General features: G+C 66.8%; 26 protein-coding genes and 2 tRNA genes. 9 read left to right on the top strand and 19 right to left on the bottom strand.

Features of this window, described 5'->3' with window-relative positions; genetic code table 11:
* Positions 1-113 precede the first annotated feature (113 nt).
* A complete protein-coding gene (locus DVS29_RS37290; protein ID WP_164707898.1) occupies positions 114-254 on the top strand; it encodes a hypothetical protein in 141 nt (46 codons plus the stop codon).
* A 119-nt stretch (positions 255-373) separates the two neighbouring features.
* On the top strand, positions 374-880 hold the full coding sequence (locus tag DVS29_RS12405; protein ID WP_118180746.1) for an acyl-CoA thioesterase: 507 nt from the start codon (positions 374-376) through the stop codon (positions 878-880).
* Positions 881-1004: 124 nt separating this feature from the next.
* On the opposite strand, the gene fumC is transcribed toward DVS29_RS12405, so the two are convergent.
* The 5 genes from fumC to DVS29_RS12380 form a co-directional block, all read right to left on the bottom strand.
* Positions 1005-2405: a class II fumarate hydratase gene (fumC, locus tag DVS29_RS12400; RefSeq protein ID WP_118180745.1), complete on the bottom strand. Its 1401-nt coding sequence runs from the start codon at positions 2403-2405 to the stop codon at positions 1005-1007.
* A gap of 153 nt (positions 2406-2558) precedes the next feature.
* The gene (locus DVS29_RS12395; RefSeq protein WP_118180799.1) at positions 2559-4220 is read right to left on the bottom strand and encodes a phospholipase D family protein; all 1662 of its coding nucleotides are present in this window, start codon (positions 4218-4220) and stop codon (positions 2559-2561) included.
* Between the two features lie 312 nt (positions 4221-4532).
* Complete coding sequence (gene panS, locus DVS29_RS12390; RefSeq protein ID WP_118180744.1) at positions 4533-5498, bottom strand: ketopantoate/pantoate/pantothenate transporter PanS; 966 nt, start codon at positions 5496-5498, stop codon at positions 4533-4535.
* 365 nt (positions 5499-5863) lie between these two features.
* A complete protein-coding gene (locus DVS29_RS12385; RefSeq protein ID WP_118180743.1) occupies positions 5864-7276 on the bottom strand; it encodes an MATE family efflux transporter in 1413 nt (470 codons plus the stop codon).
* 129 nt (positions 7277-7405) lie between these two features.
* Complete coding sequence (locus DVS29_RS12380) at positions 7406-7624, bottom strand: RNA-binding S4 domain-containing protein (RefSeq protein ID WP_118180742.1); 219 nt, start codon at positions 7622-7624, stop codon at positions 7406-7408.
* A 272-nt stretch (positions 7625-7896) separates the two neighbouring features.
* Here DVS29_RS12380 and DVS29_RS12375 point away from each other — a divergent pair, with 272 nt between their 5' ends.
* Positions 7897-8322 carry a hypothetical protein gene (locus DVS29_RS12375; protein WP_118180741.1) on the top strand — a complete coding sequence of 142 codons (426 nt, stop codon included), beginning with the start codon at positions 7897-7899 and terminating at the stop codon, positions 8320-8322.
* 124 nt (positions 8323-8446) lie between these two features.
* Here DVS29_RS12375 and DVS29_RS12370 read toward each other — a convergent pair whose 3' ends face one another.
* On the bottom strand, positions 8447-8815 hold the full coding sequence (locus DVS29_RS12370) for a hypothetical protein (RefSeq protein WP_240655557.1): 369 nt from the start codon (positions 8813-8815) through the stop codon (positions 8447-8449).
* Between the two features lie 218 nt (positions 8816-9033).
* Here DVS29_RS12370 and DVS29_RS12365 point away from each other — a divergent pair, with 218 nt between their 5' ends.
* Complete coding sequence (locus tag DVS29_RS12365) at positions 9034-11202, top strand: ATP-dependent helicase (RefSeq protein ID WP_118180740.1); 2169 nt, start codon at positions 9034-9036, stop codon at positions 11200-11202.
* Positions 11203-11235: 33 nt separating this feature from the next.
* Here the strand turns inward: DVS29_RS12365 and DVS29_RS12360 are convergent, their stop codons facing one another.
* The 8 genes from DVS29_RS12360 to fdxA form a co-directional block, all read right to left on the bottom strand.
* On the bottom strand, positions 11236-12006 hold the full coding sequence (locus DVS29_RS12360) for a DUF4088 family protein (protein WP_118180739.1): 771 nt from the start codon (positions 12004-12006) through the stop codon (positions 11236-11238).
* A gap of 218 nt (positions 12007-12224) precedes the next feature.
* A complete protein-coding gene (locus tag DVS29_RS12355; RefSeq protein ID WP_118180738.1) occupies positions 12225-12548 on the bottom strand; it encodes an AzlD domain-containing protein in 324 nt (107 codons plus the stop codon).
* On the bottom strand, positions 12545-13300 hold the full coding sequence (locus DVS29_RS12350) for an AzlC family ABC transporter permease (protein ID WP_118180798.1): 756 nt from the start codon (positions 13298-13300) through the stop codon (positions 12545-12547). The genes DVS29_RS12355 and DVS29_RS12350 overlap by 4 nt, the downstream gene beginning before the upstream one ends.
* Before the next feature lie 198 nt (positions 13301-13498).
* Positions 13499-14347, bottom strand: coding sequence for a helix-turn-helix transcriptional regulator (locus tag DVS29_RS12345; protein ID WP_118180737.1), 849 nt, complete (start codon positions 14345-14347; stop codon positions 13499-13501).
* A 139-nt stretch (positions 14348-14486) separates the two neighbouring features.
* On the bottom strand, positions 14487-14972 hold the full coding sequence (locus tag DVS29_RS12340; protein ID WP_118180736.1) for a CreA family protein: 486 nt from the start codon (positions 14970-14972) through the stop codon (positions 14487-14489).
* A 224-nt stretch (positions 14973-15196) separates the two neighbouring features.
* Positions 15197-15272 (bottom strand) — tRNA-Asn (locus DVS29_RS12335).
* Between the two features lie 62 nt (positions 15273-15334).
* Positions 15335-15410 (bottom strand) — tRNA-Asn (locus tag DVS29_RS12330).
* Positions 15411-15600: 190 nt separating this feature from the next.
* Complete coding sequence (gene fdxA / locus DVS29_RS12325; protein WP_118180735.1) at positions 15601-15924, bottom strand: ferredoxin FdxA; 324 nt, start codon at positions 15922-15924, stop codon at positions 15601-15603.
* Between the two features lie 280 nt (positions 15925-16204).
* On the opposite strand from fdxA, the gene pncB reads away from it, so the two are divergent.
* From pncB to DVS29_RS12295, 5 genes are all read left to right on the top strand, one after another.
* Positions 16205-17401, top strand: a complete 1197-nt coding sequence (pncB, locus tag DVS29_RS12315) for a nicotinate phosphoribosyltransferase (protein WP_118180734.1) — start codon at positions 16205-16207, stop codon at positions 17399-17401.
* A gap of 116 nt (positions 17402-17517) precedes the next feature.
* Positions 17518-18180 (top strand): LutC/YkgG family protein, encoded by a 663-nt coding sequence (locus DVS29_RS12310; protein ID WP_118180733.1) that lies wholly within the window; start codon positions 17518-17520, stop codon positions 18178-18180.
* Positions 18181-18182: 2 nt separating this feature from the next.
* Positions 18183-19643, top strand: coding sequence for a sodium:proton antiporter (locus DVS29_RS12305; protein WP_205962439.1), 1461 nt, complete (start codon positions 18183-18185; stop codon positions 19641-19643).
* Between the two features lie 26 nt (positions 19644-19669).
* A complete protein-coding gene (locus tag DVS29_RS12300; protein ID WP_118180731.1) occupies positions 19670-20659 on the top strand; it encodes a 2-hydroxyacid dehydrogenase in 990 nt (329 codons plus the stop codon).
* Complete coding sequence (locus DVS29_RS12295; RefSeq protein WP_118180730.1) at positions 20656-22137, top strand: DNA recombination protein RmuC; 1482 nt, start codon at positions 20656-20658, stop codon at positions 22135-22137. Before DVS29_RS12300 ends, DVS29_RS12295 begins: the two co-directional genes overlap by 4 nt.
* Positions 22138-22164: 27 nt before the next feature.
* Here DVS29_RS12295 and DVS29_RS12290 read toward each other — a convergent pair whose 3' ends face one another.
* The 5 genes from DVS29_RS12290 to moaA all read right to left on the bottom strand — a co-directional run bounded on the left by DVS29_RS12290 (position 22165) and on the right by moaA (position 26180).
* Positions 22165-22650 (bottom strand): GNAT family N-acetyltransferase, encoded by a 486-nt coding sequence (locus tag DVS29_RS12290; protein ID WP_118180797.1) that lies wholly within the window; start codon positions 22648-22650, stop codon positions 22165-22167.
* An 8-nt stretch (positions 22651-22658) separates the two neighbouring features.
* Entirely contained in the window at positions 22659-22934 is a 276-nt protein-coding gene (locus DVS29_RS12285; RefSeq protein WP_118180729.1) for a hypothetical protein, read from the bottom strand.
* A 92-nt stretch (positions 22935-23026) separates the two neighbouring features.
* Positions 23027-24346, bottom strand: a complete 1320-nt coding sequence (gene moeA, locus DVS29_RS12280) for a molybdopterin molybdotransferase MoeA (RefSeq protein ID WP_118180728.1) — start codon at positions 24344-24346, stop codon at positions 23027-23029.
* Between the two features lie 81 nt (positions 24347-24427).
* The gene (mobA, locus tag DVS29_RS12275; protein ID WP_118180727.1) at positions 24428-25069 is read right to left on the bottom strand and encodes a molybdenum cofactor guanylyltransferase MobA; all 642 of its coding nucleotides are present in this window, start codon (positions 25067-25069) and stop codon (positions 24428-24430) included.
* Position 25070: 1 nt separating this feature from the next.
* Entirely contained in the window at positions 25071-26180 is a 1110-nt protein-coding gene (gene moaA, locus DVS29_RS12270; RefSeq protein WP_118180726.1) for a GTP 3',8-cyclase MoaA, read from the bottom strand.
* Positions 26181-26305 lie beyond the last annotated feature (125 nt).

The following is a 26305-nucleotide window of genomic DNA, read 5'->3' as shown; positions in this document are numbered from 1 at the left end:
CGGCGGGAGTTCGGACTGTTCAGACGCCGTCAGGAACGGACAGCCGCCGTAACGGCGGGCGTGCGAAGGCCCAGGCTAGAATCGGAGAGGTTCAATCCCCGGTTCACGCAGTCATGAAACTCATCCTCGGTGTTCTTGCCGCGACCCTGCTGTGCGCCGCCTGCGCGGGCGGTCCCCCGCCGTCGGGCAGCAGCCAGGACGGCATCACGATGTACGGCACGATCGACGAGGGCGTGTCGTTCCACAGCAAATAGTCCGGCGGACGATTAACGCCGCGCCGCCTGGCGCACACACGCGGAACGGGCGGCAGCGGTCTTTTGTGTCGCCCGTATAATCGGCTCCTCCCCCAATACATCGACCGGCTGGAGCCATCATGAGCACGCCTTCCACCGGAGCGCAGGACCGCTCCGAAACCACCTTCCGCTTTCTCGCCGAGCCGACGTCGGTCAACTTCGGCGGCAAGGTGCACGGCGGCGCGTTGATGAAATGGATCGACGAAACCGCGTATGCGTGCGCCGCCGTCTGGTCGGGCCGCTACTGCGTGACGGTGAGCGTCGGCAACATCCGCTTTCGCCGGCCGATTCACGTCGGCAATCTGGTCGAGCTGCGCGCGCGGGTCGTAGCGACCGGCCGCACCAGCATGCACATCCACGTGTCGGTGTTCGCGGGCGACCCGAAGAGCGGCGAGCTGCGTCAGACCACCGACTGCCTCGTGGTGTTCGTCGCCGTCGACGAGAACGGCAATCCGGTGCCGGTGCCGACCTTCGAGCCGGTCACCGACGAGCAGAAGCGTCTCGCGAAATACGCGATCGACGTGAAGGCCGCGCTCGATGCGATCGTCGAACTGAAGCCGGAGGAAGTGACCAAAGGGCAGGTGTGACGAAGGCGGGCTGCGGCCCCGCCACTGCGTCGCACAACAAAAAGGCCGAAGCGACACATGCGCTTCGGCCTTTATTGCTTCATGGCGCGTGTCATACGACGCGGCTCATCGGTTATCCCTTCGCTTATTTCTTCGTATTCCCAACCATCTCCTGCGGCTTCACCCACTCGTCGAACTGCTGCTCGGTGACATAGCCGAGCGCGAGCGCCGAAGCCTTCAGCGTCGTGCCTTCCTTGTGCGCTTTCTTCGCGATCTGCGCGGCCTTGTCGTAGCCGATGTGCGGATTGAGCGCGGTCACGAGCATCAGCGATTCGTTCAGCAACGCATCGATGCGCGCATGGTTCGGCTCGATGCCGACCGCGCAGTTGTCGTTGAAGCTGTGCGCGCCGTCGGCGAGGAGCCGCACCGATTGCAGCAGGTTGTGCGCGATCATCGGCCGGAATACGTTCAGCTCGAAGTTGCCGCTCGCGCCGCCCATGTTGACCGCGACGTCGTTGCCGAACACCTGGCAGCACAGCATCGTCACCGCCTCGGACTGCGTCGGGTTCACCTTGCCCGGCATGATCGAGCTGCCCGGCTCGTTCTCCGGAATGGACAGCTCGCCGAGGCCGCAGCGCGGTCCGCTCGCGAGCCAGCGGATGTCGTTGGCGATCTTCATCAGGCTCGCGGCGACGGTCTTCAGCGCGCCGTGCGCGAACACCAGCGCATCGGCCGCGGCCATCACCTCGAACTTGTTTGCCGCGGAGACGAACGGCACGCCGGTCAGCTTCGCGATCGCCGCGGCGACCTTGTCCGCGAACTGCGGATGCGCGTTCAGGCCCGTGCCGACCGCGGTGCCGCCCTGCGCGAGCTCGTACAGATGCGGCAGCGACGATTCGACGTGCCGGATGCACTGATCGAGCTGCGCGACGTAGCCGGAGAACTCCTGGCCGAGTGTGAGCGGCGTCGCGTCCTGCAGGTGCGTACGGCCGATCTTCACGATGCCGTCGAAGGCCTTCGCCTTGCCGTCGAGCGTCGCGCGCAGCGTGTTCAGCGCGGGAATCAGCTGCTGCGTGATCGCGACCGCGGCGGCGATGTGCATCGCGGTCGGGAATACGTCGTTCGACGACTGGCCGCGGTTCACGTCGTCGTTCGGATGGACCTTGCGCGCCTCGCCGCGCTCGCCGCCAAGAATCTCGCTCGCGCGGTTCGCGATCACCTCGTTGAGGTTCATGTTGGTCTGCGTGCCGGAGCCCGTCTGCCACACCGCGAGCGGAAATTCGTCCGGGTGTTGGCCTTCGATGATTTCGTCGGCGGCCCGCATGATCGCCTTCGCCTTCGTTTCGTCGAGCACGCCGAGGCCGACGTTCACTTCGGCGGCCGCGCGCTTGATCACCGCGAGCGCGTGAATCAGCTCGGGCGACTGCTTTTCGGTCGAGATACGGAAATTCTGCAGCGAGCGCTGCGTCTGCGCGCCCCACAGGCGCTCGTTCGGCACGGCGATCTCGCCGAACGTGTCGCGTTCCAGTCTTACGTTTTCACTCATCGTTCACTCCACGGCGTCGCCGCGCAAGGCGACGGTTGGTCGGATGGATGGCGAAGCGGCTGCGCCGCGTGCCCGCTGCTTGCCCGCCGCTTGCCCGCCGCTTGCCTTATGTCAGCGTTCGCCGTCGGCGGGTAACGACAGGAATGCCGTCAGTCAGAGCTCGCCATCGACGGGTAACAACAAGAATAGTCCGGTCATCAGATTCCGGTAGAAACCCGCGTTCGGATCGAGTTCCCACGTCCGCATCTCGTTGTTTTCGCGGTCGGTCCACACCAGCTTCGACGGCGGCGCGCCGACCGAGCGGCGCTCGGCGAGTTCGGCCGGCGTCGCGAGCGTCACCCGGTAGCTGACGTCCGGCGAGATCGCGCGCTGGAACATCTGCGCGACCTGGTCGGCGAGGGTCGGACTGTGGATCACCAGCGCGAGTTCGGTGTTCAGATGCGCGGAACGCGGATCGAGGTTCATCGAGCCGATCACGAGGATCTTGCGGTCGACCACGTAGGTCTTCGCGTGCAGGCTCGCGCGCGAGCGCGAACCCGCGACGTCGGCGTGCGGTGACGCGGGGTTCGGCTTGAACTCGTACAGCTCGACGCCCGCCTTGAGCAGCGGCACGCGGTACGGGCTGTAGCCGGCCTGCACCGCGACGGCGTCGGTCGCGGCGAGCGAATTGGTGAGGATCTGGACCTTCACGCCGCGCCTGACGAGTGAGCCCAGCGACTTGATCCCCGTGTCGTGCGGCACGAAGTACGGCGACACGACGAGGAATTCCCTCTGCGCTTCGCTCATCAGTTCGCTGAGGCGCTTCATCGGCGGGCTTACGTAATCGTCGGACGGGTGCGAGATCTTGTCCGGCGTATCGGATTTGAACTCCGCCGGCGCCCACGTGAGGCCGAGCTGCTCCTTCGCGATCTGGCTTGCGAGCGGCGTCGCGTTCAGCGGTTTTGCGTTGTACGGATCGGCGTTGGTGCGCCAGTGCTGCCGCAGCTGGTCGCGTACCGAATCGAGCTTCTGCGGATCGAAGCTCTGCCGGTTCAGCACGCGCAGCGGGTAGGAGATGCTGCTGTTCCAGAACTGGTCGAAGCTCGCCGACACGTCCGCGGCGATCGGACCGGCCGCGAGCACGTCGAGGTCGCGGAACTGCAGCGTGTTGCTGGCGCTGAAGTACTCGTCGCCGAGATTGCGGCCACCGACGATCGCAAGCTGGTTGTCCGCGATCATCGCCTTGTTGTGCATGCGGCGCGTGAAGTTGTCGATCTTCGTGAAGACGTCGGCGGTGCGGCGGAACATCCCGTACTGCGCGCTCGCGAACGGGTTGAACACGCGGACCTCGATGTTCGGATGCGTGCTCAGCGCGGCCATCACGTCGTCGATGTCCTTGAAGTTCAGGTCGTCGACCAGCATCCGCACGCGCACGCCGTGATCCGCTGCGTAGAGCGCCGCGGCGAGCAGCAGCTTGCCGGTGGTGTCCTCGTCGGCGATGTAGTACTGCATGTCGAGCGTCTTCGTCGCCGAGCGGGCGAGCGCGATGCGCATCTGCAGCGCTTCGGTGCCGGTGGGCAGCAGGCGGAAGCCGGATTCGCCGGGATGCGCGCGTTCGAGCAGCGCGAGCGCGTCGCCGAGCGCGGTCTGCGTGGTGGTCGGCAGTGCGTGCGTTTCGCTGCGGTCGAATGCGGTGGCGGGCGGGCGCGTCGCGCATGCGGTGAGGAGCGTGACGCCCAGCAGCAGCGCGATGCGGCTGGCACTTCGGCTGAGCAGGCGCAACAGGGTATCGAACGGCGAGAGGTTGCGCGACTGGGCGCGTGCGGCTTGCAGCATGAATGCCACGATACGCCGGGCGGTGGTGTTGTTATCGATGTTGTCGGACGGCACGCCAGTTCTCCACGGTCTCGCGCCTGTGTGATGCTGCGCGCAGTAGCAGCGCGCGTGCCTGCCCCCGGTTGAATACGAGCGTGCGGTCCGCGCGGTGGACGCGGGTCATTGTAAGAGGAATCGGCGCGCGGGACTGTCGAGTGAGCACAGAGCGTGGTGCTGCGTGCCGCGCTTGCGGCGGTCGGCGTCTGTGCCCGCACGAAGGGGGCGCGGCCGGGTGAGCCCCGGCCGCGTTAAAACATGGCGTGATGTTGGCGCTCAGTGCACCGACGTTTCCCGCACCGCCGCCTGCTGCTCATGTTCGTGCGTCGAACCTTTCGCCGGACGGCCGGCCCAGATGCCCGCCAGCACCGAGCCCGAGAGGTTGTGCCACACCGAGAACAGCGCGCCCGGCAAGGCCGCGAGCGGCGAGAAATAGAGCTTGCCGAGCGTCGCGGCGAGCCCCGAGTTCTGCATGCCGACCTCGATCGCGAGCGTGCGGCAGACGGCTTCGTCGAAGCCGAGCAGACGGCCGCCCCAGTAACCGCCGAGCAGGCCGATGCCGTTGTGCAGCACCACGCCCACCGCGACGAGCAGACCGACCGACGCGATGCTCTTCTGCGTGCCGCCCACCACGGCCGCGATGATCAGCAGGATCGACACCATCGAAACGAGCGGCAGGATCGGCTCGACCTTGCGCACAAGCTTCGTGAACAGATGATGGATCACGAGCCCGACGACGATCGGCAGGCCGACGATCTGCAGGATGCTCATTAGCATGCCGCGCACGTCGACGACGATCGATGCGTCCACGTACAGACGCGTGAGCAGCGGCGTGGCGATCACGCCGACGAGCGTCGACAGCGCGCTGATCGTGACCGACAGCGCGACGTCGCCGCGCGCGAGATAGATCATCACGTTCGAAGCCGTGCCGCTCGCGACGCTGCCGACCAGCACCATGCCCGCCGTGAGATCGGGCGGCATGCGCAGCGCCTTCGCGATGGCCCATGCGGCGAGCGGCATCACGAGGTAATGCAGCACGATGCCGGCGAGCACCGGCGAGGGACGCGTGAACACGCGCCGGAAGTCGGCGAGCGACAGCGTGACGCCCATCGACAGCATGATCAGCGTGAGCAGCCCGGTGACGTGCGGCGCGATGCCGGACACCGATACGGGCGAGAAGTAGGCGATGAGCGAGGCGAGCAGCGCCCACAGCGGGAAGAGTCGGGTGACCCGGGTCAGCATGGCAGGTGGTCCCTGTTGAAATGGTGGAAGCGACGGCGGCGTCTCATGCGCTGTCCGCGCGCGCAGCGGCACGCGACGCGTGCGGCAGACGGACGGGCAGCGGGCGGGCCGCTCGGGAATCAGGACCGGGAGGATGCCGGGCGGCGCGCAGGCGGGAGAAGGGTGATCGGGCAGCGCGCTTCCTTGTGGGAAGCGCGGCGGCGCCGGCGCGGCCAGGCCGGCATTTTACCGTTTGAAAGGCTTCGGACTGTGGCGTTAAGCAGACGCCGAAATCGTGCCCGATGCTTTGGGTCGTGAGGGATGCGGTGCGGCCGGGCGGTCGCGCGACGTCGCGGGCGGCGGCGTCGACACAGCGAAGACGCGGCCTAATGCGGCGCCGCGACGGACCCGCTTGCGCCGGTGCGCGCGCTGTTGTGCAGGCTCAGCCGGTGAAAGCGTAGCGTCATCAGCACGGCGACGCTCGCGAGCCCGGCCGCGAGCCCCCACCACAGCCCGCGCGCGCCGAGCCCGGCGTGGAACGCGAGCGTGTAGCCGGTCGGGAAGCCGATGCCCCAGTAGCCGAACGCGGCCGCGATCATCGGAATGCGCGTGTCCTTGAGGCCGCGCAGGCACCCGGAGCCGACCGTCTGCATGCCGTCGACGATCTGGAAGATCGCCGCTACGCCCAGCAGCGACGTGGCGAGCTTCACCGTGGCGGCGTTGGCCGGATCGTCGAGATGCAGGTACAGCCCGACGATCGCATGCGGCACCGTGATCAGCACCAGCGCCGACAGCGACATGAAGCTCACGCCCAGCGCGAGCGCGGCGAAACCCGCGTGCCGCGCCGCGAGCGGTTGCCCCGCGCCCGACCAGTAGCTGACCCGCACGTTGGCCGCCTGGCCGATCGCGAGCGGCACCATGAACGCGACGGACGCGACGTTGAGCGCGATCTGGTGCGCGGCCAGCTGCGATTCGCCGAGCAGGCCGACCATCAGGCCCGTCGCGAGAAAGAGCGTCGATTCGACGCCGTACGTGATCGCGACCGGCCAGCCGATGCCGAACAGTTCGCCCATCAACGGCAGCCTCGGTCGCGTCGCGATCACGAAGTGCCGGAAGCGCGGCCGGAAGTGCAGCAGCGCCATCAGTACGGCGGCACTCAGCCAGACGGTGATCGTGGTCGCGGTGGCGGAGCCGAGAAAGCCGAGCCGCGGCAGGCCGTGCGCGCCATGGATCAGGCTGTAGTTCAGAAACGCGTTGACGAATACGCCGCCGATCGACACCCACAGCAGCCGCTTCGCCGCGCCGATTGCGGGCAGGAACGAGCGCATCAGCCCGACGCCGATCAGGCTGCCGGGCGCCGCCCAGCGCAGCATGGCCGCGTATTCGCCGACGTTGTGCGCGAGCAGCGGCGGCTCGCCGAACGCCGCCAGGATCTGCGCCGCGAACGACAGCAGCGTGAAGGCCGGCACCGTCAGCAGCAGCGACAGCACGAAGCCGGTCCAGTAGATCGGCGGTACGCGCTCGTCGGCCTGCGCACCGCGCGCGTGCGCGACGCTCACGCTGACGGAGGTGAGCACGCCCTGCAGCAGCGTGACGACGACGAAAAACAGGTTCGCGCCGAGGCCGCCGGCCGCGAGCGCGTCGGGGCCGAGCGAGCCGAGCAGCACCGTGTCGGTGACGCCCATCGCCATCTGCGAGAGCTGCGCGATCGCGAGCGGCGCGGCGAGACGGGCGGTGTCGGCGGCATGGCGGGATAGCGTGGGCGGCTTCGCGCTCACGCGGGATACGGATTGCGTCATTGGCGAGGACGCGCGGCGGCGGAGTCGGACCGCGGCTGCGCGAAATTTCTTATCGGTGGAACCGGAAGCTTATTGCCGAAACCGCCCGCTGTCGATGAACGGGCACAAGGATGGTGCGGTTTCTTTCGGTCAGCCTTCGTCGATGGCGATCCGGGTGTCGCCGAGCAGCACGACCTGGCCCGCGCGGATCTTGCACGTCTTGCGGGTTTCGACGCGGCCGTCGACGTTCACTTTGCCCGCGGCGACGATCTGCTTGGCCGAGCCGCCGCTGTCGGCGAGGCCGGTCAGCTTCAGCAGGTTATGCAGTTCGACGTAGTCGCCGGTCAGCGTGAAACGGAGATTGGGCATGGCAGGCGATGGAATGCGGCGCAGGGTTCGCATCATAAGCCCATTGGCCCGATGCGGCACGGGTAGAGGATGTTATGAAACCGTCAGAAAATGAAACGGTGAGTAACATTCGGGTTCGAGCGAGAACTTCACTCTGTTTAGGTCAGTCCGTAGAAGAGCCTGCGCGCTTTTTGCGAGAGGCACCTGGCGGGATGATGGCGCCGGCGGCGACGTACCAGCGCTGCCGACGGCCCGGCCTTCTAGGTCCAACGAACCAAAGAGAGAGGAATGCCATGAACCAGATTCGTTCGCTTTTGACCGGTACGGCGCTGTGCGCCTTCGCCACGACCGCCGCGTTCGCGCAGACGGCCCCGCAGCCGTCGACGACCCAGTCTGGACAGATTCAGCCTGCCACGACGCTGGCGCAGGACAACAGCACCGCGGCTCCAGCCGCGCAGGGCATCCAGCCGCCGTCGCCCGCGCCGCAGAACCTGACCGCGCCGGGTTCGAACGACCCGCTGGTGCAAAAGCGCAACGCCGACGCGCAGGCGAACGCGGAGTACCGTGCGAAGAAGAAGCTGTCGAAGGCGCAGTACAAGGAGACGGTGAAGAACGCGAAGGTCAACCGTCAGGCGGACAAGGACGCCGCCAACAACGCGATGAAGGCCCAGATGCAGGGGCAGGCAGGGCAGGCGGATAACGCGGTGCCGAATCACTGACGAAGCGCCTGCCGGTTTTCGGCCGGCGAGGCGGCCAGATTCCGCAGGGTAAAAGGAGCCCGACGCACTTCACGAGTGCGTCGGGTTTTTTTGCAGACGACCCGGGAATCCAGGCCGTGCTGCGTCAGCTGTGGCCGTTGCTGAGCCGGTGCTGACGCTGCTGCGAGGTGTCGGTGGGCATGTCGGGATGCGACGGTGCCTTGCCGGCCGGGTCCTCCGTCGGACCTGACAGGAACGCGTTCCATGCGGCGCGTACGCCCTGCGCGGCGGTCGCTTCCGCATCGATCGAAGGCGGTGTGGCGGCTTTCGCTTTCGTGGGGTCGGAGCGCAACCCGCGCCAGTGCGTGAAGACGAGCAGTGGCTTTTCGGTCCACGTGCCGTCGTGGAAATTCGCGAACGCGGTGTTGCCGTTGGCGAGCTGAACTTCGTACCAGCCGTCGCGCGCGGGCGCGTGCTGGTCCAGTGCAAACCACGGGGTCGTGTCTATTTCCATAGTCGCCTCACAGTTTCGGAAGAAAGCCCGAATGGGTGGAGAGAACGAGGCATTCACCATGCCCGGTATCGCAAGCGTCACGCGGAGCGCGGCATCGCGGAATCGGGAATTGCACGGGTCGACCTGGCCGATCGGCCAGCGTTAAAAGGGGGCGCTTGCCGCGCGGGGTTGTATGGATATACAGTGTGCGACATTCTCATCGCCGCTCACTGCCCGCCGTGCTTTCCGCCGCCGATTCCCCGCCGCTCGACACCGCCGCCTGGCTCGCGAAGCTCAACGACGTGCAACGCGAGGCGGTCGAATACGGCGCGGATGATCCAACGCATCCGCCCGGCGCATTGCTGGTGATCGCGGGAGCGGGGTCGGGCAAGACCAACACGCTCGCGCACCGGGTCGCGCATCTGATCGTGAAGGGCGCGGACCCGCATCGCATCCTGCTGCTGACGTTCTCCCGCCGCGCGGCGGACGAGATGATCCGCCGCGTCACGCGCATCGTCGCGTCGGCGCCGGGGCTGTCCGGCGCGCGGGCGGCCGTTGCGCAGGGCTTGAGCTGGGCCGGCACGTTCCATAGCGTCGGCGCGCGGCTGCTGCGCGAATACGCGGACCTGATTGGCCTGTCGCCCACCTTCACGATCAACGACCGCGAAGACTCGGCGGATCTGATGAACCTGGTGCGTCACGAGCTCGGTCTGTCGGCGAAGGAAAAGCGCTTCCCGTCGAAGTCCACCTGCTTCTCGATCTACTCGCGCGTGGTGAACACCGGCGGCTCGCTGGCGAGCGTGCTGGATGCCGCGTTCCCGTGGTGTCGCGAGTGGGGGGCGGATCTGCGCATGCTGTTCGCGGCCTACGTGGACGCGAAGCAGAAGCAGAGCGTGCTCGACTATGACGACCTGCTGCTGTACTGGTCGCACATGGTGTCGGAACCGTCGATCGCGGCCGATCTGTCGGGCCGCTTCGATCACGTACTCGTCGACGAATACCAGGACACCAACCGCCTGCAGGCGTCGATCCTGCTGGCGCTGAAGCCGGATGGCCACGGCCTGACGGTGGTCGGCGACGACGCGCAGTCCATCTACTCGTTTCGCGGCGCCACGGTGCGCAACATCCTCGATTTCCCGTCGCACTTCGCGCCGCCCGCGAAGCAGGTCACGCTGGAGCGCAACTACCGCTCCACGCAGCCGATCCTCGCCGCATCGAACGCGGTGATCGATCTCGCGAGCGAGCGCTTCACGAAGAACCTGTGGACCGACAAGGCGTCGGCGCAGCGTCCGCGGCTCGTTTCGGTGGCGGACGAGGCGACCCAGGCGCGCTACGTCGTCGAGCAGGTGCTGGCCGCGCGCGAAGACGGCATGAAGCTGAAGTCGCAGGCGGTGCTGTTTCGCGCCGCCCACCACAGCGCGACGCTCGAAATCGAGCTCACGCGGCGCAATATCCCGTTCGTGAAGTTCGGCGGGCTGAAGTTTCTCGACTCGGTGCACGTGAAGGACATGCTCGCGGTGCTGCGCTGGGGGCAGAATCCGCGCGATCGCGTCGCCGGTTTTCGTGTGCTGCAGCTGCTGCCGGGCGTCGGTCCGGCCACGGCCGCGCGCGTGCTCGATGCAGTGAGCGGCACGAGCGCGGAAGCATCCTCCGCGAGCGACGCATCCGGTCTTGCCACGGCGCTCGCTTCACCGCATGGCCGCGCGCTTGCACAGTTCGAGCCGCCCGCCCGCGCGCTGGAAGACTGGCGCCCGTTTGTCGAGCTGATGACGGCAGTGGCCAGCAACACCACGCCGTGGCCCGCCGAGTTCGAGCAGATTCGCCGCTGGTACGAGCCGCATCTCGAACGCAACCACGAAGACGCGGCGATCCGTCACGGCGACCTGCTGCAGATGGAAAGCATCGCGGCCACGTATCCGTCGCGCGAACGCTTCCTGACCGAACTGACGCTCGACCCGCCCGATGCGACGAGCGACGAATCCGGCGTGCCGCTGATCGACGAGGACTACCTGATCCTGTCCACCATCCACTCCGCGAAGGGGCAGGAATGGCGCAACGTGTTCGTGCTGAATGGCGTCGACGGCTGCATTCCGTCGGACATGGCAACGGGCAGCGAGGAAGAGATCGACGAGGAGCGCAGGCTGCTGTACGTCGCGATGACGCGCGCGAAGGAAGACCTGCACGTGGTCACGCCGCAGCGCTTCTACGTGCACAACCAGACGCATCTGGGCGACCGGCACGTGTGGGCGTCGCGCACGCGTTTCATTCCCGCGCAACTGATGCCGCTCTTCGATGCGCACGCGTGGCCGCTCGTGCCGGTGCCCACGGCGCCGACAGCGGCGGGCCTCGCCGCGGCAGCACAGGCAAAGATCGAGATTGCCGCGAAGCTGCGGCGGATGTGGGAGTGACGCGAGTGTGACGCGGAGGCGCCGGCTCGCGCGCTAGCGGGGCTGCCGCTGCTGGTGTTGATGCTGCGGCTGGCGCGGCGGCGTGAAGAAGTTGCGCAGCCATGCGGCGAGTTTCGTGAAGACGTCGTACGGCTCCTCCACGAAGATTTCCGGCTTCAGCAGCCGCAGGTACTCCATGATCTGCTGCGCTTCCTGCTTCTGGAACGTGCCGTGCGAGATGCCGAGCCGCAACAGGCCGCGCAGCTCGCCGAGCTTTTCGCGCGCCGTGCTGCCCACGCTCGATTCGCACGCGATCTTCGCCTCGTACACCCGCTGGCGCAGCGATTCCTGCAGGCGCCACGCAGGCGTCTGCATCGCTTCCTCGAGCGACACGATGTCCTTCGCCGCCGACTTGATCTGCGACGTGAGCGGATCGATCAGCGACTGGTCGCCGTTCGCGGCGGTCACGAGCGCCGTCGCCCACTCCTTCGCCTGCTTCGTCAGTTCCTCGGGCGTCCATTCGGAACGCACCGCGAAGCTGAAACCGAACTCGGCCGCCTGATTCATCATCAGCGCGACGATGTCCGGAAACTCCTTGTCGAGCGTGCGTTTCGCCCACGCGTACTGGCCGCCCGTCAACATCCGATGCACCGCGGTCTCGGTGAGCGGCATCATGTTGTCGAGCAGCTTGGCGCGCAGGAAATCCTCGAACGACGGCGTCATGAACTGCGGGTCGAGCTTCAGCGACACGCGCAGAAAGGCGTCGAAATCCTTGCGGAGCGATGCGACCGTTTCGTCCTTCAGTGAAAGGGTGATCTGACCCATAGTCAATTCCTGTGGTCCTCCCGGGCCTCGTTCGCGGCAGGCGCCCGTTTTACCCCGGGGGCGGCGACACACCGGCTTGGCGCGTGGAATGCCTGCTTGCGGCTGATGGCCTGCAAGCGTGTCCGACCGTGCGGACCTCGGCTGTTTATCGGCGGACGCAGAAAAAACTTGAGTCGATGGATGGGGCGAAAGCGCGAAGCGGCGCTCTAGCCGCGAACTCAGCGCAGCACTACGCCCTGCCACACGAAGAACACCGCGAGCCCGACCGCGATGGTCAGGAGCGGCCGGCGCGTCAGCGCGCTGACGGCGATCGCCGCGAGCGCGCCGACGAGCTGCGGATTGCGCCAGGTGAGTTCGGCGGCGCCCCCATGCGGCGCGACGGCCATCGGCACGATGATCGCAGTCAGCACGGTGACCGGCACGAAACCGAGGGCCGTGCGAACCAGCGGCGGAAAAACGATCCGGTCGCCGAGGATGAATACGGTCGCGCGGATCAGCCACGTGATCAGCGCCATGCCGAGAATCAGCAGCACGTAGCTCATCGCGACGCCTCCACCGGATGGCGTTGATGCGGCGTGGATGCACCATGACCGGGTGTTTTGTCTGAAGAGGAGACCGCCGGGCTTTCGTCCGGCGCATCCGGCCCCCGTGGTTCGCGCGAACGCGTGGACAGCACGACGCCCACCACGACGCCCGCGACCACCGCGCCGAGCAGGCCGAGCTTGTACGGCCACGCCTGCCAGTACCACGCGAGCGCGCCGGCCGTCGCCGCTGCGGCCACGTAGCGCACGGCGACGAGTTGCGGCACCACGATCGCGATGAAGGTCGCGACCATCGCGAAATCGAGCCCGAGCGACTGCAGACGCGGAAACGACGCGCCGAACATCAGGCCGAGCGCCGTCCACAGCTGCCAGTTCAGGTACATCGCGACGCCCGAGCCGAAGCAGTGGTACGGGCCGATCACGCCCGGCGGATGGTGCCGGTAGCGGCCCCATGAGACCGCGAACACTTCGTCGGTGAGCAGCGCGCCGAGCGCGGCGCGCCAGTGCATCGGCAGGTGCGACACATAGGGCGCGAGCGTCGCGCTATACAGCAGATGGCGCAGGTTGACGACGAGCGTCGTCGCGAGAATCACCGCGAAGCCCGCGTGGCTCGCGATCAGCCCGAGCGCGATGAACTGCGCGGAGCCGGCGAACACAGCGAGCGACATCAGCTGGCCCTGCCACAGATGCAGCGGCCCCGACGCGACGAGGGTGCCGAAGATCACGCCGAACGGCGCGGCGCCCACCATCATCGGGATGGTGTCGCGCGCGCCGGCGGTGAATTCGGTCAGATGGCTGGATGCGGTCAATCTCTCCTCCTTGTCGGAGCGAGATTAGCCGGATTGCATCGGGCGGGCTTGTACGTTCTTGCGGTTGGCTCCCGGTCTCGCGCGCGACCGGGTCCGGCGTGCACGGTACCTGCGCCGGCGATCGGATGTGCAAGCTGCGCGTCAGCCCGCGGCCGACTGCCGCGCGGGTTTCGCCTGCCACTGGCCGGGCGGCACGCCGAACATGCGGCGGAAATGCCGCGTGTAGTGGCTCTGGTCAGTGAAACCGGCCGCCGCTGCCACTTCCGTGACCGGCGCGCCCGCGCGCAGCGCGGCGAGCGAGCGTTGCAGCCGCACCTGGTTGCGCCACGCATGCGGCGGCAGACCAGTGGCCTGGGTGAAGAGCCGCGTCGCGTGGAACGGCGAGAGACCGATCGCCTGTGCGAGGTCGGCGAGCAGGAGCGGCGACGTGAGGTCGCCTATCAGCTGCTCTTTCATCGCGGCGACGCGTGGGTCGTTTGCCGCGCGCCGGAGCGCGTCGGGCCGCGTGCCGGCGTAGCGCACGAGGAGCGTCGACAGCGCGTCGAGCAGCGCGGTTTCGGCGGCGAGCGGGTCGTCGCTGGTTTCGAGCCGCTGGAGTGCGTGCGAGATCCGGCGCGACAGGTCGTCGTCGTGGATCACATCGGTCGGGAACCAGGGGAGCGGCTGCGGGCGGCCCGCGATCTGCCCCGCTAGCCCGTGGATGTAGTCGACGGGGGCGTACAGCACGCGGTATGCCCAGCCGGTGTCGACCGCGCGCGAACCGGTATGCAGCTCGCCGGGATTGACGATCGGCACCGTGCCGGCCTCGGCCACATGGGTTGCGCCGCGATAGCGGAACGTCTCGGCGCCGGCCTCGATCACGGGAATCGTGTACGCATCGTGCCAGTGCGGCGCGAAAGTGTGGTCGTGATACTCGGCCGTGACGAAGTCCGCGCCGGGCAGGAGCGGCGTACGCCAGTAGCGGGCAGAATCGCGGAAGCGGTGGGTCATCGGAGGGGCCGGGTCAATGGCCCAGTGTAGCGCCGCTCGCCATCGGTGGCGCGGGCGCGTTTCGTAAGCGACGCGAGATTGCCGGATCGACGCTGGATCGCTGCGGTACGAGGCTCTTGCGTCGCTTGCGTCATGTGCGTCACTTGACCGGGATCGCCATGCCGGACGGTACCGGGACCGCGGTCACGCTGTTCTTCGCGCTGCCGCTTGCGATTCGGTCGCTGTAGGTCAGGTAGACGAGTGTGTTGCGCTTCGCGTCGACGACCCGCACGACGTGCAGCGTCTTGAAGATCAGCGACATGCGTTCGGTGAACACGTCGGACTGCTGTTTGAGCGGCCCGGCGAAGTGAATGTCGGCCACCTGCCGGCAGGCGATCGACGCCTCGGTCGGGTCTTCGGCGATGCCGAGCGTGCCCTTGATGCCGCCGGTGCGCGCCCGCGACACGTAGCAGGTGACGCCCTGCACGAGCGGATCGTCGTACGCCTCGACGACGACGCGATCGGAGCCCGTCACGCGGAAGTTGGTGTTGACGCTGCCGATCTCTTCGCCATGCGCGAGCGGGAACAGCAGCGCGGTGGCGAGCGCGATCGCGAAGCGCGGCAGGGGCGGGATGAAGGTGTTCATGGGAAAGGAAGTGAGGGGGCAGAAAGATGCGGATGAAAACCAGCATCGTACCGCCTGAATCGCGCGCGCTGATGACGACGTGTCCAGATGACGCGTAGCGGATAACGCTTCGCACGACGCAGCAATCTTCCTGCATGCGCGTAGGCGGCGCCGAGGAATTCGCGTTGCGACACATTCCGCGCACAAAAGCAGAAGGCCCGCACGAAGCGGGCCTTCTGAACTTTTGGCTCCCCGACCTGGGCTCGAACCAGGGACCTACGGATTAACAGTCCGGCGCTCTACCGACTGAGCTATCGGGGAACAGCAATGCAACGGTTGATTACATGAAAAAGCCCGTTGGCAAGAACGGGCTTTTGAAATTCTGGCTCCCCGACCTGGGCTCGAACCAGGGACCTACGGATTAACAGTCCGGCGCTCTACCGACTGAGCTATCGGGGAACAGCAAAAGCAGAGAAACAAAATTGTATGGGGCGCTTTGGGGCCTGTCAATAGCTTTCGGCTATCCCGAAAGCGAAGCGGCTCGTTCGTGGCGCGTGCAACTCAGTGACAACCGAGCAGTCGCAACTGCGAGTAGCAACCCGCCAGCAAAGGGGACACGCGCGAACACGCGCCCGTTACACGCTCCGCTTCAGCGTTGCAGCAGTTCGAGCTTTTCCTTCACGTCCTTGAATTCGTCCGCTTCGGGCAGCGGCGACTTGGTTTTCGTGATGCTCGGCCAGCCCTTCGCGAGGTCGGCGTTCAGTTCGATGAAGTGTTGCTGGTCGCCCGGCACGTCTTCTTCGGCATAGATCGCGTTCACCGGGCATTCGGCGACGCACACGGCGCAGTCGATGCACTCGTCGGGGTCGATCGCGAGGAAGTTGGGACCTTCGCGAAAGCAGTCCACCGGACACACATCGACGCAGTCGGTATAGCGGCACTTGATGCAGCTTTCGGTCACAACGTGAGTCATTCAGGCAGCTCCTGCATGCGGTATCGGGGGAGGCGAAACGCCAAAGGCGCTATTGTAACGTAACGTCAATCGGGGCATACGATGGCCGTCCGGCGCGCTTATATCGTTTGGTGATTAGTTTATGGTGCACTGGGCACCCCACCAAGCGATGACCCGGCGCGGGCTGTGGTTGTCCGCATTCGGGTAACATGCGCTAGCACAGGGCGCGCGGCCGGATCCGCCGCCCATGGCGGTCCGCAGTCAGTTTCCCTAACCTGTTCGCAGTCCGGCAAGCACCACCATGATCATCACCTCGCTGCTCGATACCGATCTCTACAAGTTCACGATGATGCAGGTCGTGCTGCATCATTTTCCTGCTGCGAACGTCGAGTACAAGTTTCGTTGCCGCACGCCGAACGTCGATCTTGTGCCGTACGTCGACGAGATCCGCGACGAGGTGCGCAAGCTCTGCAAGCTGCGCTTCACGGAAGAAGAGCTGGACTACATGCGCCGGATGCGCTTCCTGAAGTCGGACTTCATCGATTTCCTCGCGCTCTTCCACCTGAACGAGAAGTACATCACGATCAAGCCGTCGGAGAAGGGCAACGGCGAGATCGAGATCGGCATTGTCGGGCCGTGGCTGCACACCATCCTGTTCGAGATCCCGACGCTCGCGATCGTCAACGAGGTCTATTTCCGCAACACTCAGCAGCAGCCCGCGTACACCGAAGGCCGCGATCGCCTGCGCGAGAAGATCGCGCTGCTCGGCGCGAAGCCCGAGTTCGCCGACTGCAAGATCGCCGACTACGGCACGCGCCGCCGCTTCTCGAAGGGCTGGCACGAAGAGGTGATCCTCACGCTGAAGGATGGCCTCGGTCCGCAGTTCGCCGGCACGAGCAATGTGTTCTATGCAATGAAGCACCATCTGACGCCGCTCGGCACGATGGCGCACGAGTACCTGCAGGCCTGTCAGGCGCTCGGCCCGCGGCTGCGCGACTCGCAGATCTTCGGCTTCGAGATGTGGGCGAAAGAATATCGCGGCGACCTCGGCATTGCGCTGTCGGACGTGTACGGCATGGAGGCGTTCCTGCGCGACTTCGACATGTATTTCTGCAAGCTCTTCGATGGCGCGCGCCACGATTCCGGCGATCCGTTCGACTGGGGCGAGCGCCTGCTCAAGCATTACGAGGACAACCGCTGCGACCCGCGCACGAAGGTCCTCGTGTTCTCCGATGCGCTCGATATTCCGAAGGTCCTGCAGCTGTACGAGCGCTTCCGCAGCCGCTGCCGGCTCGCGTTCGGCGTCGGCACGAACCTCACCAACGACCTCGGCTATCGGCCGCTGCAGATCGTGATCAAGATGGTCCGCTGCAACGGGCAGCCGGTCGCGAAACTGTCCGACTCGCCGGGCAAGAACATGTGCGACGACAAGGCCTACATCGCGTATCTGCGGCAGGTGTTCGGCATCACCACGCCGCTCGAACAGGACGTGCAGTGATCATGCTGTGACGTCGCGCGGACGCTGCTGAACCAGCCGTTCGGCCAGGTCGTTGCGCGCGGCACGGCCGGTATAATTCACCGCATACGCAACGGCTTTCGCACGAGGATTCGCACATGGATACATCGGCTGCACGCCGCAACATCCTGGCACGCATACGCGCGGCGCAGCGGCGCGACGGCGAGCCCGCCGCGTCCGAACGCGCGGCCGTCACCGATTACCTCGAACGCCATCCCGAAGGCCCGCGTCCGCCGATGCCGGCCGACCTCACCGTGCGCTTCGTCGAACAAGCGAAGAACATGGCCACCACCGTCGACACGGTCGCGGCAATGCACGACGTGCCCGCCGCCGCGGCGCGCTACCTCGCGTCGCTCGGCTTGCCGTTGCAGGCCATCGCGTGGCAGACGCTCACCGATCTGCCGTGGGCCGACGCGGGGCTCGACGTGGCGTTCCGCAAGCCGGTGGACGGCGACGCGGTCGGCATCACCGGGTGCTTCTGCGCGACGGCCGAGACCGGCACGCTGGTGCTGCTGTCCGGCCCGCAGACTTACGCGTCCGCTGGGCTGCTGCCGGAAACGCACATCGCGATCGTGCCGGCGTCGCGGATCGTCGCGGGCCATGAGGACGCGTTCGCGCTGATCCGCAAGGAGCGCGGCGAATTGCCCCGCGCGGTCAATTTCGTGTCGGGCCCGTCGCGCACCGGCGACATCGAGCAGACGATCGTCCTTGGCGCGCACGGTCCCTACCGGGTGCACGCACTCGTCGTGCTCGGCGCGTGACGGTGTCGTTCGCCGACCCTGCGCGCGGGTTCTCGTCGCGCGTCATCCTGCTCGCTACGCTGCTGCTGTGTCCGCTATCCGCGTTCGCTGCCGCGCCGGACGGTGCGACGCTATCCGCGTGGTGGGGCGTGCCGTTCGCCGGCATGCTGCTGTCCATCGCGCTGTTCCCGATGTTTGCCGCCAGCTTCTGGCATCACCATTTCGGCAAGATCGCGGGCATGTGGGCGCTGCTGTTCCTGCTGCCGTTCGGCGTCGCATTCGGCGCGAGCGTCGCGGCGGGCGTGTTCGTGCATGCGCTGCTCGAAGAGTACGTGCCGTTCATCCTGCTGCTGACGGCGCTCTACACGGTGGCGGGCGGCATCTGCGTGCGCGGCGACCTGCGCGGCTCGCCGCGTACCAACACGGCGATCCTCGCGCTCGGTACCGCGATCGCGAGCATCATGGGTACGACCGGCGCCGCGATGCTGCTGATCCGGCCGCTGATCCGCGCGAACGGCGAGCGCCGTCACATCGCGCACGTGATGGTGTTCTTCATCTTTCTCGTCGCGAACGCGGGCGGTTCGCTGTCGCCGCTCGGCGATCCGCCGCTGTTCCTCGGCTTTCTCAACGGCGTTGGCTTCTTCTGGACCACGCAGCATCTCGTGCTGCCGATGCTGTTTCTCTGCGTCGCGCTGCTCGTGCTGTTTTACGCGCTGGATTCGTATTATTTTCGACGTGACGGTGACCGTGATGGTGACCTCGACCGCGACGCGGAGCGGCCGGTTGCGGACCCGGCAAAGGACACGCAGCGTTTGAGTCTTGATGGCAAGATCAACTTCGTGCTGCTCGCCGTGGTGATCGCGCTCGTTCTGATGAGCGGGCTGTGGCAGCCGGGCGTGGTGTTCGACGTGTACGGCACGCACGTCGCGCTGCAGAACGCAGTGCGCGATGCCGCGCTGGTCGGCGTGACGCTGCTGTCGCTCGCGGTCACGCCGCGCGCGGCGCGTGCCGGCAACGACTTCAACTGGGCGCCGATCGACGAGGTCGCGAAACTGTTCGCAGGCATCTTCGTGACGATCGCGCCGGTGATCCTGATCCTGCGCGCGGGCGAGGCAGGCGCGTTCGCGGGCATCGTGCATCTGGTCAACGATACGGCCGGCCATCCGCGCGACGAGATGTACTTCTGGATCACCGGCGTCCTGTCGTCGTTCCTCGATAACGCGCCGACCTATCTCGTGTTCTTCAATCTGGCGGGCGGCGATGCGCAGCAACTGACCACATCGGGCGCGACGACCCTCGCGGCGATTTCCGCCGGTGCGGTGTTCATGGGCGCGAACAGCTACATTGGCAATGCGCCGAACTTCATGGTGAAGGCGATCGCCGAATCGCGCGGCGTCAGGATGCCGGGGTTCTTCGGCTATATCGGTTGGGCTGCGGCGATCCTGTTGCCGCTGTTCGTCGTGATGACGCTGCTGTTTTTCTGAATCCGAATCGGGCAAGGAGCGTGGTGATGCAAAAGATTCTGGTGGCCCGTCCGATGTTTCCGGACGTGATCGAACGGCTGAAGCAGTACTTCGACGTCGATGCGAACGAGGGCGACGTATTGAGCGCGGACGAATTCACGCGGCGCCTCGCGGACAAGGACGGCGCGCTGACCGCCGGCGACATGGTCGGCGCGGTGCAGATCGCGGCGGCGCCGAGGCTGCGCGCGGTGGCGAACATGGCGGTGGGCTTCAACAACTTCGACGTCGCCGCGTTCAACGCCGCGAACGTGCTCGGCACGAATACGCCGGACGTGCTGAACGAATCGACCGCCGATTTCGGCTGGGCGCTGATGATGGCCGCCGCGCGCCGCATCGCGGAGTCGGAGCACTTCCTGCGCGCGGGGCAGTGGAACAGGTGGAGCTACGACAGCTTCCTCGGCAGCGACATCTACGGCTCGACGCTCGGCGTGATCGGCATGGGCCGCATCGGCCAGGCGCTCGCGCGCCGCGCGCGCGGCTTCGGCATGCGGGTGTGCTATCACAACCGGTCGCGCGTCGCGCCGGAGATCGAAGCGGAACTGAACGCCGAATATCGCTCGAAAGAAGCGCTCCTGCGCGAAGCCGATCACGTCGTGCTGGTGCTGCCGTACACGAAGGAGAACCATCACACGATCGGCGCCGCCGAACTCGCGCTGATGAAGCCGACGGCTACGCTCACCAACATCGCGCGTGGCGGCATCGTCGACGACGCGGCGCTCGCCGTTGCATTGCGTGAGCGCCGCATCGCGGCCGCGGGCCTCGACGTGTTCGAGGGCGAACCGTCGGTGCATCCCGACCTGCTGACCGTGCCGAACGTCGTGCTGACACCGCACATCGCGAGCGCGACGGAAGCCACGCGCCGCGCAATGGCCAATCTCGCCGCCGACAACCTGATCGCAGCGCTGGGCGTTGGTCCGCGCGCAGGGCGGCCACCCAACCCCGTGAATCCCGACGTGCTCGGAAAGGCGCGCGCATGACGACGATGTTGCCGATAGCGGTACTGGTGCTCGCCGTTGCGCTCGTGCTGTGCGTGGTTGCGCTACTGCGCGGCAATCGCAGTGCGCAGCAGGCGGCGCATTTCGCCGAACTCGGCGAGCGTGTGAGCGGCGCGGCCGAAGCGCAGGGCCGCGCGTACGAGCGGCTCGAACGCGAGTTGCGCAGCGAGATCACGGAAACGTCGCGGGTGTCGCGCACGGAACTGAGCGGCGGCGTCGCGCAGTTCCAGCAGTCGGTCACCGCGCAGCTTGCGAGCATGGCGACGGTGCAGAACAACCAGATCGACGGCTTCGCGCAGCAGCTGGTGAAGCTGACCGAATCGAACGCGCAGCAGCTGGAAGCCGTGCGCCAGAGCCTGCAGCAGCAGGCGCAGCAGGCGCGCGAAGAGCAGGGCGCGACGCTCAAGCGCTTCGGCGACACGCTGTCGCTGCAGCTCAATCAGCTGACCGAGGCGAACGACCGCCGCTTCGCCGAAATACGGCTGACGGTCGAGCAGCGGCTGAAGGAAATCGACGCGAACAACACGAAGAAGCTCGACGAGATGCGTCATACCGTCGACGAGAAACTGCACGCCACGCTTGAACAGCGCCTCGGCGAATCGTTCAAGCTTGTGTCGGACCGGCTCGAACAGGTGCATCGCGGGCTCGGCGAGATGCAGACGCTGGCCGCGGGTGTCGGCGATCTGAAGAAGGTGCTGACCAACGTGAAAACGCGCGGCACGTGGGGCGAAGTGCAGCTCGAAGCGCTGCTCGAACAGTTGCTGACCGTCGATCAATACGCGAAGAACGTCGCGACGGTGCCGAAGAGCGGCGATCGTGTGGAGTTCGCGATCAAGCTGCCGGGGCGCGACGTATCGAGCGGCACCGCGGCGCCGGTCTGGCTGCCGATCGACGCGAAGTTTCCGCGCGAAGACTACGAGCGTCTGATCGATGCGCAGGAGCGTGCGGATCCGGCGGCGGTCGAGGAAGCATCGCGTGCGCTCGAAGCGCGTATCCGCGCCGAGGCGCGCACGATCTCCGACAAGTACGTGTCGCCGCCGCACACCACCGATTTCGCGCTGCTGTTTCTGCCGACCGAAGGCCTGTACGCGGAGATCCTGCGTCGGCCGGGTCTCACCGACGCGTTGCAGCGCGATTACCGCGTGACGATCGCCGGCCCGACCACGCTGACCGCGTTGTTGAACAGCCTGCAGATGGGTTTCCGCACGCTGGCGATCGAACGGCGTTCGAGCGAGGTGTGGCAGGTGCTGGGCGCGGTGAAGACCGAGTTCGGCAAGTTTGGCGACGTGCTCGCGAAGACGAAGTCGCAACTGGAGACGGTCACGCGCTCGATCGAGGCGGCCGAAGTGCGCACGCGAGCGATGAACCGCAAGCTGCGCGACGTCGAGGCGTTGCCGGGCGAACAGGCGAGCGGACTGCTCGGCGATGCGCTCGCCGGGGCGGACGCGGACGAGCCGTGAGTTTCAGCGTTGGGTTGAACGTCAGCTTCAGCGGCTCGCGGCGGGTTCCGTTGCGAGCTGTTCCAGCGCGTTGCCGGTGACGCGCACGACGCGCCATTCAGGCAGCACCGTCGCGCCCATCTTCTGGTAGAAGTCGATGGCCGGCTGGTTCCAGTCGAGCACGGTCCATTCGAAGCGGCCGCATTGCCGCTCCACGGCAAGCGCGGCGAGACGGCGCAGCATCTGCGTGCCGAGGCCGCTGCCGCGTTCCGACGGCTGCACGTACAGGTCTTCCAGATAGAGCCCGCGGCGGCCGAGGAACGTCGAGAAGTTGTGGAAGAACAGCGCATAGCCGACGATCCTGCCATCACGCTCGGCGACCATCGCTTCGCTCGCGGGCCGCGCGCCGAACAGCGCGTCGTGCACCCCTTCCGGCGTGGCCACGAACAGATCCGTGAGCTTCTCGAACACGGCGAGCTCGTACATCAGCGCATGCATCGCCGCGACGTCCGCGGGCGTTGCCGCGCGGATCATGACGGGCGTCACGCTTCCTCCGGCGCGTCGGTCAGCTGGATCTCGATGCCGCCGAAGCGCGACGCGACCCAGTTGTACGCATGGCAGGCAATCCACAGCAGGATGAAGCCGACGATCGCATTCAGCAGCAACGCGCTGAAGACCGTGCTGAACTCGACCGAACGGTAGCGGATGAAGGCCACCACGACCGCGAGCAGCACGATCGGCACGCTGAAGGTCAGGTAGACCAGGATCAGCGCCTTGGCGGTCTGTCCCGGCGCGATGTACGAGATCTGTTTTTTCATGTTGCTCGAATCCGTTGGTCTTTAAGTGGGCTGGGGTTGGATCGCGTCAGCGTGGTTTGCGGTGGGGTGCCGGGGTTTGGCTGGATCCGATGCTAGATCAGGCCGGCGAACGGCATCACATCGACAGTATCGCCTGCATCGATGTTGCCGATGTCGTGACCGAGCACGATGAAGCAGTTCGCTTCGCTCATCGAGCTCAGCACGCCGGAGCTCTGCGAGCCGGTGGGCGTGACGTGCCACTGGCCGTGCGCATCGCGCGTGGCGATGCCGCGCTGGAACTCGGTGCGGCCCGCGCGCTTCGCGATCGCGTTGATGCTGATGGCGCGGATCAGCGGCAACGGCTGCGGCGCCGCGCCGGACATCGCCAGCAGCGCATCGCGCACGATCTGATAGAACGTGACCATCACGGCGACCGGATTGCCCGGCAGTCCGAAGAAAAGCGCGTGCTTGCCATGGCCGGGCTGCGCGCCGGACCACACGCGGCCGAACGCGAGCGGGCGGCCGGGGCGCATTGCGAGGCTCCAGAACGCGACGTCGCCGAAGCGTTGCAGCAGCGACTTCGTGAAATCCGCTTCGCCAACCGATACGCCGCCCGAGGTCAGCACGACGTCGGCGTTGGTCGCGGCATCGCGCAGCGCGGTTTCGAGCGCCGCGGGGTCGTCGCGCACCACGCCGAGATCGAGCGCGTCGACGTTCAGCCGGCGCAGCATGCCGAACAGCGTGTGCCGGTTGCTGTCGTAGACGCAGCCGGGGCCGAGCGGTTCGCCGATCGAGCGCAGTTCGTCGCCGGTCGAGAAGAACGCGACGCGCAGCCGGCGGCGCACCGCGATTTCGCCGATGCCGAGCGATGCGATCAGCCCGAGATCCGCCGCGCGCACGATGCGGCCCGCGCGTAGCGCCGCGTGGCCGTGCGCGAGGTCTTCGCCGGCGCGGCGGCGGTTCGCGCCGCGAGCGAGCGGCTGAGCGGAAAAGCGGATGGACGGCCGGCCCGATGCGTCGTCGAGTGTCACGTGTTCCTGCGGCACGACGGTGTCGCAGCCGGCGGGCATGCTTGCGCCCGTCATCACGCGTACACACGAACGCGCGGGCACGCTGCCTTCGAACGGATGACCCGCATAGGCCTTGCCGGCAATCGCGAGTTCTAGCGTGACGGATTCGCTGCCACGCGGTGTATCGAGCAGCGCGCCATCGAACGCGTAGCCGTCCATCGCGGAGTTGTCGTGCGCGGGAACGTCGATCGGAGACATCACGTCTTCGGCGAGCACGCGGTCGAGCGCGTCGTGCAGCGGCACGCGCTCGGCGGTGGTCACGGGCGTCGCCCATTGCCGCACGATGGCCTGTGCCGCGTGCACGGGCAGCGCGTGAGGATCGTACTCTGCGACGCAGCGTGAAAGAACGTTGAGCGTGGTCATGGATGGCGAAGCGTCGTGACCGGAAGCGGGTCCGGCGATCGTCTCAGGCGGCGTGCGGGCGCGTTCGGAATTGCACTGGCCTTACGCACGCTCGAGGTCGGCGAGTTCCTGCAAAGAATTGATATTGTAAAACGCACGCTCGTCGGTAAAGCTGACTTCAACGGTCTTGTGGCGCGCGTACCACGCGCGCACCTTGTGCTCGCCCGCCTGCAGAAAGGCCGCGAGATCGGCCGCGAGCGTGGGGCGCAGCAGCGCGAACACAGGGTGGAGCGACGTGCGGCCGTCCGCGTTCGCCGTCACCACGGTCGCGATGTCGGCACGCGTGGAGACGAGCGCATCGGCGAGGCGGGGCGCGAGATCGGCGGGCAGCGAGGGGACGTCGCACGGGACCGACAGCACGCAATCCGTTCTTGCCACGAAGAGCGCCGCGAGCAGGCCCGCGAGCGGACCGGGGAAATCCGGCAGCGTGTCCGCAATCACCTGTGCGTTGAATGGCCGGCCGAGTTCGGCGTACGCATCGGCGTTGCGGTTCGCGCTGATGACGAGCGCGTCGGTCTGCGGTGCGAGGCGCTTCAGCACATGGCCCGCGAGCGGCTCGCCATGCAGCGGCTGCAGGCCCTTGTCGACGCCGCCCATGCGGCTGCCGCGGCCGCCCGCGAGCAGCAGGCCGGTGATCGTCAGTGGACGTTGGGTGTTGCCGTCTGCCGTCGAAGGTCCCGACATCTCAGCCGCCGATATACGACATCTCGACGCGCCGCTCGTCGAGCGCGCGCTGGGCCGCGGCTTCGCTGCCGCGTAGCTGCGAGTAACGGTCGGCGCGGGCGCGCCAGATCCGCGCGACGGCGGTCGCGATCTCGGCGTCCGTGGCGCCGCTGCGCACGAGCGCGCGCAGGTCATGCCCATTGGATGCGAACAGGCACAGGAACAGCTTGCCCTCGGTGGACAGCCGCGCGCGCGTGCAGGTGCCGCAGAACGCGCGGGTGACGCTCGAGATCACGCCGATCTCGCCGCCGCCGTCCGCATAACCCCAGCGCTGCGCGGTCTCGGCGGCGCTGTGCGCTTCGAGCGGCGCGAGCGGGAAGTGCGCCGCGATGCGTTCGACCACCTCCGCCGATGGCAGCACTTCCGCCATGTTCCAGCCGTTCGACGTGCCGACGTCCATGTACTCGATGAAACGCAGCACGACGCCCGAGCCGTGGAAGTGCCGCGCCATCGGCACGATCTCGCTGTCGTTCGTGCCGCGCTTCACGACCATGTTGACCTTCAGCGGCGCGAGCCCCACGGCCTGTGCTTCGGCGATCCCGTCCAGCACGTCCGCGACCGCGAAGTCGGCGTCGTTCATGCGGCGGAAGAGGGCGTCGTCGAGCGCGTCGAGGCTTACCGTGACGCGCGTCAAGCCCGCGTCCTTCAGACCGCGCGCCTTGCGTTGCAGCAGCGAGCCGTTGGTGGTCAGCGTGAGATCGAGCGGCCGGCCGTCGGGCGTTTCGAGCCGCGCGAGACGCTCGATCAGGAATTCCAGGTTCTTGCGCAAGAGCGGTTCGCCGCCCGTCAGGCGAATCTTTTCGACGCCATGCGCGACGAAAAGCCGCGCAATCCGCTCGATTTCCTCGAAGGTCAGGAGCGCGCTGTGGGGCAGGAACGTGTAGTCCTTGTCGAAGACCGCGCGCGGCATGCAGTACACGCAGCGGAAGTTGCAGCGGTCCGTGACTGAGATCCGCAGGTCGCGCAGCGGGCGCGCGAGGGTGTCCGTCAGGAGCCCGCGCGGTATCTCGCCGGCCCCGGAGATATCCGGGATGGCGCTGAGATCGGTCACGGGAATGATGCGTCGGGACATGGCGGTAATTTCGGGTTCTGCCTGCTGGGCGCGGCTAGGCCGGTGGGTCTGGCCGCATCGACAGTTCACGTCGGCAGTTCAATATCTCATTTTAACGGATGGGGTGCGCCCTTTCTGTTGGGGCG

Source organism: Paraburkholderia phosphatilytica, from assembly GCF_003443895.1.
Taxonomy (GTDB): Bacteria; Pseudomonadota; Gammaproteobacteria; order Burkholderiales; family Burkholderiaceae; genus Paraburkholderia; species Paraburkholderia phosphatilytica.
Note: the sequence above shows the minus strand (reverse complement) of the source record. Positions and strands in the feature narration are given on the sequence as shown.

What these genes read in the sequence shown, in the direction of transcription:
- DVS29_RS37290 (WP_164707898.1), top strand. Translation starts at nt 114, where the DNA reads ATGAAACTCATCCTCGGTGTTCTTGCCGCGACCCTGCTGTGCGCCGCC.
- DVS29_RS12405 (WP_118180746.1), top strand. Translation starts at nt 374, where the DNA reads ATGAGCACGCCTTCCACCGGAGCGCAGGACCGCTCCGAAACCACCTTC.
- fumC (WP_118180745.1), bottom strand. Translation starts at nt 2,405, where the DNA reads ATGAGTGAAAACGTAAGACTGGAACGCGACACGTTCGGCGAGATCGCC.
- DVS29_RS12395 (WP_118180799.1), bottom strand. Translation starts at nt 4,220, where the DNA reads ATGCTGCAAGCCGCACGCGCCCAGTCGCGCAACCTCTCGCCGTTCGAT.
- panS (WP_118180744.1), bottom strand. Translation starts at nt 5,498, where the DNA reads ATGCTGACCCGGGTCACCCGACTCTTCCCGCTGTGGGCGCTGCTCGCC.
- DVS29_RS12385 (WP_118180743.1), bottom strand. Translation starts at nt 7,276, where the DNA reads ATGACGCAATCCGTATCCCGCGTGAGCGCGAAGCCGCCCACGCTATCC.
- DVS29_RS12380 (WP_118180742.1), bottom strand. Translation starts at nt 7,624, where the DNA reads ATGCCCAATCTCCGTTTCACGCTGACCGGCGACTACGTCGAACTGCAT.
- DVS29_RS12375 (WP_118180741.1), top strand. Translation starts at nt 7,897, where the DNA reads ATGAACCAGATTCGTTCGCTTTTGACCGGTACGGCGCTGTGCGCCTTC.
- DVS29_RS12370 (WP_240655557.1), bottom strand. Translation starts at nt 8,815, where the DNA reads ATGGAAATAGACACGACCCCGTGGTTTGCACTGGACCAGCACGCGCCC.
- DVS29_RS12360 (WP_118180739.1), bottom strand. Translation starts at nt 12,006, where the DNA reads ATGGGTCAGATCACCCTTTCACTGAAGGACGAAACGGTCGCATCGCTC.
- DVS29_RS12355 (WP_118180738.1), bottom strand. Translation starts at nt 12,548, where the DNA reads ATGAGCTACGTGCTGCTGATTCTCGGCATGGCGCTGATCACGTGGCTG.
- DVS29_RS12350 (WP_118180798.1), bottom strand. Translation starts at nt 13,300, where the DNA reads ATGATGGTGGGCGCCGCGCCGTTCGGCGTGATCTTCGGCACCCTCGTC.
- DVS29_RS12345 (WP_118180737.1), bottom strand. Translation starts at nt 14,347, where the DNA reads ATGACCCACCGCTTCCGCGATTCTGCCCGCTACTGGCGTACGCCGCTC.
- DVS29_RS12340 (WP_118180736.1), bottom strand. Translation starts at nt 14,972, where the DNA reads ATGAACACCTTCATCCCGCCCCTGCCGCGCTTCGCGATCGCGCTCGCC.
- fdxA (WP_118180735.1), bottom strand. Translation starts at nt 15,924, where the DNA reads ATGACTCACGTTGTGACCGAAAGCTGCATCAAGTGCCGCTATACCGAC.
- pncB (WP_118180734.1), top strand. Translation starts at nt 16,205, where the DNA reads ATGATCATCACCTCGCTGCTCGATACCGATCTCTACAAGTTCACGATG.
- DVS29_RS12310 (WP_118180733.1), top strand. Translation starts at nt 17,518, where the DNA reads ATGGATACATCGGCTGCACGCCGCAACATCCTGGCACGCATACGCGCG.
- DVS29_RS12300 (WP_118180731.1), top strand. Translation starts at nt 19,670, where the DNA reads ATGCAAAAGATTCTGGTGGCCCGTCCGATGTTTCCGGACGTGATCGAA.
- DVS29_RS12295 (WP_118180730.1), top strand. Translation starts at nt 20,656, where the DNA reads ATGACGACGATGTTGCCGATAGCGGTACTGGTGCTCGCCGTTGCGCTC.
- DVS29_RS12290 (WP_118180797.1), bottom strand. Translation starts at nt 22,650, where the DNA reads ATGATCCGCGCGGCAACGCCCGCGGACGTCGCGGCGATGCATGCGCTG.
- DVS29_RS12285 (WP_118180729.1), bottom strand. Translation starts at nt 22,934, where the DNA reads ATGAAAAAACAGATCTCGTACATCGCGCCGGGACAGACCGCCAAGGCG.
- moeA (WP_118180728.1), bottom strand. Translation starts at nt 24,346, where the DNA reads ATGACCACGCTCAACGTTCTTTCACGCTGCGTCGCAGAGTACGATCCT.
- mobA (WP_118180727.1), bottom strand. Translation starts at nt 25,069, where the DNA reads ATGTCGGGACCTTCGACGGCAGACGGCAACACCCAACGTCCACTGACG.
- moaA (WP_118180726.1), bottom strand. Translation starts at nt 26,180, where the DNA reads ATGTCCCGACGCATCATTCCCGTGACCGATCTCAGCGCCATCCCGGAT.